Annotated in this window: 12 protein-coding genes and 1 pseudogene; 3 read left to right on the plus strand and 10 right to left on the minus strand. The window is 63.3% G+C overall.

Annotated elements, in window-relative coordinates; all coding sequences use genetic code 11:
* Positions 1-87: 87 nt before the first annotated feature.
* The 8 genes and pseudogenes from G4Z14_RS16310 to G4Z14_RS16340 form a co-directional block, all read right to left on the minus strand.
* A complete protein-coding gene (locus G4Z14_RS16310; protein ID WP_164627627.1) occupies positions 88-750 on the minus strand; it encodes a hypothetical protein in 663 nt (220 codons plus the stop codon).
* Positions 747-1400, minus strand: a complete 654-nt coding sequence (locus tag G4Z14_RS18975; RefSeq protein WP_227751814.1) for a DNA methyltransferase — start codon at positions 1398-1400, stop codon at positions 747-749. Before G4Z14_RS18975 ends, G4Z14_RS16310 begins: the two co-directional genes overlap by 4 nt.
* A gap of 49 nt (positions 1401-1449) precedes the next feature.
* Positions 1450-1854: pseudogene (locus G4Z14_RS18980) on the minus strand (DNA cytosine methyltransferase); the annotation flags it as partial.
* A 62-nt stretch (positions 1855-1916) separates the two neighbouring features.
* Positions 1917-2879 (minus strand): helix-turn-helix domain-containing protein, encoded by a 963-nt coding sequence (locus tag G4Z14_RS16320; RefSeq protein WP_164627631.1) that lies wholly within the window; start codon positions 2877-2879, stop codon positions 1917-1919.
* Positions 2876-3271: a VRR-NUC domain-containing protein gene (locus tag G4Z14_RS16325; protein ID WP_164627633.1), complete on the minus strand. Its 396-nt coding sequence runs from the start codon at positions 3269-3271 to the stop codon at positions 2876-2878. The genes G4Z14_RS16320 and G4Z14_RS16325 overlap by 4 nt, the downstream gene beginning before the upstream one ends.
* Positions 3268-3531, minus strand: a complete 264-nt coding sequence (locus tag G4Z14_RS16330; protein ID WP_227751815.1) for a hypothetical protein — start codon at positions 3529-3531, stop codon at positions 3268-3270. The genes G4Z14_RS16325 and G4Z14_RS16330 overlap by 4 nt, the downstream gene beginning before the upstream one ends.
* The gene (locus G4Z14_RS16335) at positions 3528-3683 is read right to left on the minus strand and encodes a transcriptional regulator (RefSeq protein WP_321573065.1); all 156 of its coding nucleotides are present in this window, start codon (positions 3681-3683) and stop codon (positions 3528-3530) included. The genes G4Z14_RS16330 and G4Z14_RS16335 overlap by 4 nt, the downstream gene beginning before the upstream one ends.
* A gap of 426 nt (positions 3684-4109) precedes the next feature.
* Positions 4110-4250 carry a hypothetical protein gene (locus tag G4Z14_RS16340; protein WP_164627635.1) on the minus strand — a complete coding sequence of 47 codons (141 nt, stop codon included), beginning with the start codon at positions 4248-4250 and terminating at the stop codon, positions 4110-4112.
* 90 nt (positions 4251-4340) lie between these two features.
* Here G4Z14_RS16340 and G4Z14_RS16345 point away from each other — a divergent pair, with 90 nt between their 5' ends.
* Positions 4341-5609 (plus strand): tyrosine-type recombinase/integrase, encoded by a 1269-nt coding sequence (locus G4Z14_RS16345; RefSeq protein WP_164627636.1) that lies wholly within the window; start codon positions 4341-4343, stop codon positions 5607-5609.
* Between the two features lie 29 nt (positions 5610-5638).
* Here the strand turns inward: G4Z14_RS16345 and G4Z14_RS16350 are convergent, their stop codons facing one another.
* Entirely contained in the window at positions 5639-6220 is a 582-nt protein-coding gene (locus G4Z14_RS16350) for a hypothetical protein (protein ID WP_321573066.1), read from the minus strand.
* A 652-nt stretch (positions 6221-6872) separates the two neighbouring features.
* On the opposite strand from G4Z14_RS16350, the gene G4Z14_RS16355 reads away from it, so the two are divergent.
* On the plus strand, positions 6873-8126 hold the full coding sequence (locus tag G4Z14_RS16355) for an ImmA/IrrE family metallo-endopeptidase (protein WP_164627638.1): 1254 nt from the start codon (positions 6873-6875) through the stop codon (positions 8124-8126).
* Positions 8126-8611: a DUF4411 family protein gene (locus G4Z14_RS16360; protein WP_164627640.1), complete on the plus strand. Its 486-nt coding sequence runs from the start codon at positions 8126-8128 to the stop codon at positions 8609-8611. The genes G4Z14_RS16355 and G4Z14_RS16360 overlap by 1 nt, the downstream gene beginning before the upstream one ends.
* A 357-nt stretch (positions 8612-8968) precedes the next feature.
* Here G4Z14_RS16360 and G4Z14_RS16365 read toward each other — a convergent pair.
* Positions 8969-9074: transposase domain-containing protein (locus G4Z14_RS16365; RefSeq protein ID WP_164627642.1), on the minus strand; the 106-nt coding region annotated here is incomplete at its 5' end.

Genomic DNA, 9074 nt, shown 5'->3' on the forward strand with positions numbered 1-9074 from the left:
TAGGGTTAGCCGCTCTAGGCGTTGGCATCGAGAGATTCTTTCAAACGGATCAATGCTACGGGTCAGAATCCCCGCAACTGTGCTGCATCATGACCCATCTCCCCACGGACGCACCTTCGGCATTCCCGCCGTCACCTCGACATCCCGCAGCATCCCTCCCGCTGTCAGCCAATCCCGGACCCAGTTCAGCGCCTGCCACCAGTCCGCATAGCCGCGCCGGGCGGATGCGATCTGTTCAGGGTGCGGCCGCCAAGTGACCGGGCAAGCCAGCAACTCGACCGTTCGCCACTTGCCGCGCGTCTTCACCCGTTCGGTGCCGACGACGATGGTCGTCGCCCGCTCACCATGCTGGTTGTTCTTGGTTTCTACTGGGACGCAGCGCGGGACGACGCCCGGCATCCAGTCAGGGGTCAGACCGGCGCGCGCCAGTTCCGCCACCCGGATCGCCATGCGCTTGCCGCCGAGGCTGTCGGGAATCCCGGCGACGGTGGCGGCGATCACCTCGGCGTCGGGATGGGTGTAGCTGCCCATCTTGTGCTGGCCGCCGTCGACCTTGCAGCCCAGCGCGGCTCGTTTCAGGAGGACATATTCCAGGCCGAAGCCGAAGCCTTCGTCGGTGATGTCCCGGGGCGGCGGCAGTTCCAGTTGGGCCTGTTCGGTCCGGAACGCCCACTCCAGCGCCGCCTGCACGCCCAGCGCGCGCTTGACCTTGGTGCCGCCAGCGCGGCTGATCGTTCCCTGAAAACTCATGGATCCATTCCTTCAAACAGGGTCATCTGTGCCGGGCGCTGGGCCTGGTCCGTCGGCCACCAGATCCACGGGCCCGAGGCCATGGGCAGTTGCGAGAGCGCGCCACGCATGCGCTGCTGCCAGTGGATGAACTCCGTTGCCGAGCAGGCGCAAAGCGCGTGCCCGATGGGCCAGCCCATCAGCCATCCGACGAAGAGCGGGTTCAGCCGCCGCCGCGACCGGCCCTTGAGGATTCGCCGCGAGACGACGCGCCCATGCGAGGCAATCATCGAAGCCCAAAGCGGGCGCGAGATCGGGGCGTGTGGCGAGGACCGATGCCCATCCAGCATGATCGCCGGGGCCGGGCGGGTGAAGCCTTGCTCCGCCCGGTAGTGCAGGAGGTCCATCCGGGATTTGCCATCGGCCCGGGTGATGCTGGCCTCGCTGCTGCCCTTCCAGTTCTGCGCCGCTGGGGTAGGCCATTGCGCCGCCTGCGCTGGCAAGGGAGGCGTCCCGCCCGAACCATAGCTCTGACCCGGGCCGCCCTTCGCGCCGTCCGTCGCCTTGGGCGTCGACCAGTTGGTGATGCCCAGCGCCAGCGCCTCGGCCTTCCTCGTGAAGTCGCTGTTCCCGGCCGGGTTGTACCGATCCGTGCCGGGATGCAGGCTCATCGGTGTGGGCCAGGATGAAGATGCGGAGCCGCTTGTGCGGCGCGCCGACCTCTGCCGCGCTGAACAGGCCCGCCGCAGGCGTGTAGCCCAGCCCCCAAAGTTCTCGCAGGACGGTCTCAAGCCCGAGGGTGACATGGCCACTGACGTTTTCGAGGAAGACCCATTCCGGGCGGCATTCCCCGATGACCCGGGCGACCTCTGGCCAGAGGTGGCGGGGATCATTGGCGCCAGCGCGCTTTCCTGCCGCGCTGAAGGGCTGGCAGGGATATCCGGCGAGGACGGCGTCGAAGGCACCGCGGAACGGCCGGGCATCGAAACTGCGGAGATCATCCCAGATTGGGGCCGGGGCGAAATACCCGGCGCGCTGGGCCGCGATGAGAACGGCGCGTGGCCAGTCCTCCCATTCGACGAAGGCGCGGGTGTGGAAGCCGGGCTCGGCGAGCATGAGGCCCATATCCAGGCCTCCGCCGCCTGCACAGAGGGACAATCCGTGCCGGGGACGAAACACCAGGGCATTCACCGGATCCCCCGTTCGCGAAGGCGATCCTCGGTGACGAGTCCCCGGGCCAGCATGGCGTCGCGCATCGTGTTGCTGATCGCGCTGACCGGCAGGTAGCGGTCGCCGTTGACCAACTCGGCATAGAAGGCGGGCAGATCGGTGATCGGCGGTGCGGCCGGGGTGGGTGGGGCTTTCGGCTTGCGCCGATTCCGCCCGGTATCCTCGACCTTGCGTTGGGCGGCGCGCTGCATGGCGCGGTCCAGCGCCTTCGGCCCATCGGGCGGTTCGGGGTGATCCTGGCGCGAGGCCTCGGCGACCGCGACGATCTCCGCCTCGGTCAGCCCTAGCTCGTCGTGCCAGCGCTGGACATGCAGCCGGGGCGGCCAGCCTTGCCACCAGCCGGGCAGGGCGGCGGGATCGAGGCCCAGCGCGTCGAGCAGTTCCCCGAAAACCTGATCCGAGATCGCTGCGCAGGCTCGCGCGCCCTCCTCCTCCTTTACAGGTTTACTTAAGGGTTCTCTTACATGGTTAGTCTCCGGATTCCGGAGATGGCTTTCGGCAAAATCCGGAGATGGCTTTGCCGAAAATCCGGAGATGGCTCCGGGGTCATTTCCGTATCCGGATTCCGGAGATGGGTCGTTCTCCTGTTCTTCCTCCGTTCCGTCGAACCCGTCTCCGCTTTCCGGAGTTGGCTCTTGCGGGAAGCCCTCCTCGAACCCCAGGATGTAGCGGGTGGCCTGTCGCTTGTGGGTGCGGGGATCATGCGTGCGGACGCGGTGGATCAGCCGCAGCTCCTGCAGCCGGGCCAGATGTTCGTTCAGGGATGAGATCGACATTTCCGCGTCCTCGGCCAGCCGGGCCTGCGTCGGGAAGCAGCCGAAGTCGGGGTTGTGCCGGTCGCAGAGGAACCAGAGCACGATCTTGGTGGCGGGTTTCAGCCCGCGCTGCTGGATGGCCCAGATGGTCGCGCGGTGGCTCATCGTGCGACCCTCCGGCCTTGGATCTGCACGCGGCTTGTAAAGCCGTGATCGGCGAGCACGCCCAGCGCGTCGTCGATGGTGCGGACCAGCGCCCAGCCGAAGCCTTGGGTGACGACCGTGTCGCGGAACACCTCCTGCGATTTCCGCAACCGGCCGGTCTGGCTCTTGACCTCGAGGAAGAGAACCCGGCCGCCGGAGATCACAATCAGGTCGGCGAAACCGGCATGGACACCCATGCCGACGAGGATCGCCTGGCGACGGGCGCCGCGCGGCCCGGCCTCGGTCACCTCGTTGGCGCAGTGATGGACGATGGCATCGCGGGGCAGCGCAAAGCGCAGCGCCTGGACGATGGCGCGCTGGGCGTCGGCCTCGGGAGTACTGCGGCGGTTCATGCGGCACCGCCGTGCTGCAACATCGACGCGGCGATGGCATGCAGAGGGCGTGGATCACGAGCGTGCAGCATGTCGACGGCCTCGGCGCATTCGGCGGAATCGTCGGTCAGGCCGACGACGACGCGCGCGGCAATGATCACCAGCGAAGACGGGTGCCGGGTCGGGTCGGCCAGGATGCCGCGGGCTTCTATCAAGCGGTCGTGCATCCAGTCGGCGGAACCGGCCGATGCGGCGAAGGAATGGGGCCGCGGGGCATTCATCGACGGCCACCGCCGCGCCGGGGGCTTGGCACTTCCTGCAACTGCAGCCAGTCGTGCACGCCATCGCGGCGGTAATAGACCTTCCGACCCGCCCGCACGCAGGGCGGCCCAAAGCGCTGGGCCTCCCAGCGCCGCAGGGTTTCGACCGTCACGCCAAGCTCCAGCGCAAGGTCGAGGCGGCTGATCCAGCCCCCCCAAAAGTCCCTGCCCGGCGGATCGCCGCGATGTTTCTGTTGCCGTCATCTTCTGTTTCCCCTTCATCGCCCGGCGCGGGCTGATTTCTCGGGGTCATGAAGCGCAGGCGCTCTGGGGTGGCGGGAAGGCGCAGGGTGGCGCTGGAATTGCCCAATGCGTGCCACCCCTTGTTTCATTGAAGTTTTCGGGGTTCAGGCGTCCGCCCGCGCGAGGGCTCTAGGCCCTGCAGCGTCACCCGCCACCCCGTCGCCGGATCGGATTTGACCTGTTCGGCGCGCTTCGCCCACATTGGCCGACATTTGCCAGCATTTGCGGACATTCAGGGGGTGGCAGGGTGGCGTTAATGCGCCGAAACCGCGCCACCCCCTGATTTCATTGAGGATTTACAGGATTTCTTCAGGAATCCGGTTCTTAGTGCCAAGCGCCGCGCCGAACTGGTCCATCTTCCGGGCTGCGCCCGCTGCGGATTTTGCAAAAGTCTCAATAAAACAAGGGGTGGCATTGATGCGGCGTTTCAGCGCCACCCTGCGCCTCCCCGCCACCCTGATCCCCGTGCTTCGCTTGATAAGCCTGCGAATCTACGCCTGTGTCACAGGCGAAAGGGGAAGCCATCCATGGTCAAGCGTCTGCGATTGAACGATAAATCCGTGCGGGAGTGCGAGCCCGAGGTCGGGCGGGACTACCAGGTGTTCGACCCCGAGGTGCGGGGCTTTTCGATCCGCATCCTCCGGTCGGGCAACCGGTCCTTCTATCTGGATTACCGCTTTGCCGGGGCTCAGCGCCGCATGGCCATCGGGCGCTGGCCGGAATGGACGGTGACCGCCGCCCGCGAACGGGCACGCCAACTGCGCAGGGTGATTGACGAGGGTGGCGATCCGCTGGGCGCGCGCGACGATCTGCGCGAGGCGCCACGGTTCAGCGACATGATCGACCGCTATCTGGCCGAGCATGTGCCGCATCTGGCCAAGACCAATGCCTCCGACCAGCGGTCGATGCTGACCAAGCTGGTCGCCCCGCATTGGGGCAGGAAGTTGGTGACGGAAATCACGCCGCATGATGTCGCGAAGCTGCTGAACATCATCGCCAAGGGCAGGGCGCGGCCCTCAAAGGAAAAGCCCAACAACCGGGCGCGCAAGCTGCAGGGGCCAAAGCCGACACCGATCCGCGCCAACCGCGTAGGCGAAGTGCTGCGCAAGATGTTCACCCTCGCCATCAGCTGGGGGTGGCGCACGGACAACCCGGCCTCCGGTTTCAAGAAGCGGATCGAGAACGAGCGCGAACGCTTCCTGTCGCAGGAGGAGATCGGCAGGCTGGCCGAGGTGCTGGACGCCGCCACGGACCAGCGCGCGGCGGGGATCATCCGCCTCTGCATGCTGACTGGCAGCCGGGTCGGCGAGGTGCGGCAGGCCCGGTTTGAACAGTTCAATCTGGAGCTGGGCAGCTGGTCAAAGCCCGCCGCCAGCACCAAGCAGCGTAAGATCCACCGCATCCCGATCTCGGCCGAGGTGGCCGCCATCGTCCGCCAGCGCCAGCTGGTGGTGACAAAGGGCAACCCGTGGCTGTTCCCCGGCGACACGCCTGGCCAGCCAGTGAAGGAAATCCGCCGGTTCTGGATCAACGTCCAGAAGGACGCCAAACTGCCGGATGTCAGGATCCACGACCTGCGCCACACCTTCGCGTCCCTGCTGGTCAGTGGAGGGGCCTCGCTGGAAATGATCGGCAAATTGCTGGGTCATAGCCAGATGCAGACAACCCAGCGCTATGCCCACCTTATGGATTCCCCCCTGCGCGCGGGCGTCGATGCCGTCGCCAGCATGTTCCGCCCGCGCCCGAAGCTGGTGCACGATGCCGATGCCACGCCGGTGGATCGCAAGACCGCGTGACGCCAACACCCAGCGTGGCGTCCAATCCTTCAGGCATCTTCCTTTCGCAGTGCCCGCCAGATCGGCGTGATGCGCCTGCGAATGCTGCGGCTGTCGGGCATCTTCATGCCGTCGGATTGGTCGGCGAACCAGCCTTGCATTTCGGCGATGAGTTCTGCTTGCGTCGCAGGCAGGCCACGATCATGGATCCGTTGGATCAAAGCGACATTCATGCCCTCCCAAGCATAGGATGTTCCGCCATTGGCGCCGGTCGCGGGGCGGCGGACCATGTCGTGATCTTCCTCGAAGGCGAACACGTCTTCCGCCAGGATCAGCATGTCGGCCACCGCGACGATAACACCGGTTGGCGGCTCGGTAATGATCAGCCAGTGCGCGCTATCGGAAGGCATGATCCGCCGCACCAACCCTTCGACCGGCCCGGTGCCGCAGCGCCGGAACAAGGGCTGCAAGTCCATGGGAGAGATCGTGATTTGGCCTATGACGATCCTGTCGCCGCAGCGCACAAGACCGATTCCGGTCATGATCTTCAGTTTGCCGACGGCTGCCCAACCGGCGATGTCGGCAATGGAACAGCCCCAGCGGGCCGAGGCTTCGTGAAGTGTAAAGAACACACGGGGTGGTAACGCCACAATGAATCCGTCCTCAAAAGAGACCAGAGGAGGAAACGTGCCTGTGCCGCCTGCTGGCCGTGGTTTTTCTATGTGCAAAACAGGAAAAAGCGGCACAGCCGATCAGGACGCCAAAGCGCCTTCTTCGACCTGGTGTGCCGTCGTTTCAGCCTGTTATGCTTCTTGGTTGAGGGCTGCTCTCCTCAGACGTGCATGACTGCACCCGGCTTCGATTCGAGGCAAGGGGGTGGCTGCAAAAGAAGCTGTGGATAAGGTTCCGTAGGGTTAGTAGTGGGTTAACGCGACTCCCGTCGATGTCGACCGCGGCCAGGTCTCGCGATGGAAGTTGTACCGAATGGGGACGAAATGATGCTTGGTCTGCGCGCGATCTTGCCCCTCACAAAAACCGCAACCGGCGGTTTGCAGGACTTGCAGCTACAGTCGACCTTTGGCGCCAGCTGGGAGAAGGAGAGGCTTTTGGGTGAATAGCTATCCCTACGGGCGGCAAGCAGGTACTGAGCCAGCGGTTGCCGCAAAGACTCACATTGCCGTGAACCTCCGACCAAAATCCATTGACTGATTTCTTCACTGGAATTTCACGCCCATCTAGGGAGAATGAAGATACTAGTTTGGCATGTGACGCTGCAGTGGGCGAATGAATATTGACGAAGCGATCAATCCTGCGGTCCTTGTCTGGGCGCGCGAGACGGCGGGGCTCTCCATCGAGGAGGCTGCGCACAAGATCGGTTTGACTTCTGGCACGCGCGGCACGGATGCGGAAAAGCTCGCCGCGATGGAGACAGGCGAGCGCGCGCCATCCCAAGCGCAGTTGGCAAAGATGGCTTCCGCATATCACCGTCCGCTCCTTGCGCTTTACATGGCAGAGCCACCTCGCCCGGCAGACAGGGGCGAGGACTTCCGGACAATGCGAACGCCCGTCGCGCCCCAGGAGGCTGCGCGCCTTGACGCGCTTGTCAGGGATGTGCGGACGAGGCAGAGCATCCTACGCGACATGATGGAAGACGACGAAGACGCTGAGCCTATCAACTTCGTGGGGACGTTGTCGGTCAGGACACCGATTCAGCAGGCGGCAGGCAGGATCAAGGCTGCTCTCGGAATCGAGGACGACCGCGGCTTTCGGAGGGGCATGCGCGACCCGCAGGATCTTTTTGCCGAGTTGCGGCGCAGGGCCGAGTCCCTTCGCGTCTTCGTAATTCTGTTGGGTGACCTCGGAAGTCACCATACTGCGATATCCCCGAAGGTTTTTCGCGGCTTCGCAGTTGCCGACAATCTGGCGCCTATGATCGTGATAAACGATCAGGACGCCAAGGCGGCGTGGTCTTTCACACTGATCCACGAGCTGGCGCATATCTTCGTCGGCAACACGGGTGTAAGTGGTCTCCCGACGACAGCCGAGCCTCACACGCCAAACGCTCGCATAGAACGGTTCTGCAACGATGTTGCGGGCGAGTTGCTTCTGCCAGATCAAGCTTTAGCCCGAGTTCCCAGATTGGCAACCATCGAGGCCGTAATGCAGGAGGCGGAAACGCTGTGCCGGGACTGGCATATCAGCAAAGCGATGGCGGCCTATCGCCTTTGGCGCGAGAAGAAGACCGATGCAGAGACCTACGGAGAGGTTGTACGCATCTTGGGCGAACAATGGAAACGACAACGCGCCAACGATAAAGAGAAAAACCGGAACAGCGAGAGCGGGCCGAATTACTACATCGTCCGGAGGCACAGGTTGGGTGATGCGCTCTTGCGATTCGTTGGGCATGGGCTTCGGGCGGATGCAGTCACGCATACCACAGCTGCGAAAATCCTCGGGGTGCGCCCTGGGGCGGTTGAGCCTCTGCTTTCTAGTGTCTTGGGCCTCGGAACTGGGGCACAGAGAAGGAAGGCGACTTAGTGCTCTACCTTCTTGATGCGAACACATTGATTCGGGCAAATGCCGACTATTATCCGATTGAGCGCATTCCGCAGTTTTGGGATTGGTTAATCGAATGTGGGAATGCCGGGCGCGTGAAAATTCCGAATGAGATTGCCGACGAGGTTACGGCTGGACGGGACGAAGTTGCCGACTGGTTGAAAGGCGAAGATGCGAAATCCGCTCTGCGTTTGAGCGAGCGTATTGATGTCGCATCCCTGCGGCATGTTGTTGCCAGCGGCTATGCCCCCGATCTTGATGCCACGGAAATGCAGAAGATCGGCAAAGACCCGTTCCTCGTTGCCTACGCTCTCGGAAAATCGGATCGCACCGTTGTTACGAAGGAGTTATCCAAGCCCTCCAAGCAACGGGCCAATAGGAAGGTGCCGGATGTGTGCGGTTCCTGCGGGGTGACTTGGTTGAATGACTTTGGTTTTTATCGAGAGGCCGACTTCAGGATCACGTGATCGGCCCCGGACTTTCATGGTCACAATGATCAATCCCGTCGAGGCAACCGCACTACGCGTGTCAACGCCATGTCAACGCGCGTACGCCGATTTGGCGCGGACGGAGAGGGTGAATGAGGTTCAAAGTTGGCCATTGTGGAGATGGAAAGTTCGTGAAATCAAAGGCTTGTTGTGCAAACTCTTGAAATCCTTACACTATCGGAATCGCTAGGGTCTTGGCTCATAACCTGAAGGCCGCAGGTTCAAATCCTGCCCTCGCAACCAAATTATACAAATAAATCAAAGTGTTAAAAGCTGAGCGTTTCGCTCGACAACACATAAGCGCAAAACGAGTCAAGTAAGCGTCCGGCCTGACCGCTACCCGCGCCATTTCCACGGCAGCAAGTCATCGACCTTGGTGATCTTGTAGTCGGGGATGCGGGCGATGGTGTCTGCGAGCCAGGCGTGGGGATCGACGGCGTTG

Origin of the sequence: Tabrizicola oligotrophica (assembly GCF_011008935.1) — a bacterium.
GTDB classification, from domain to species: Bacteria; Pseudomonadota; Alphaproteobacteria; order Rhodobacterales; family Rhodobacteraceae; genus Tabrizicola_A; species Tabrizicola_A oligotrophica.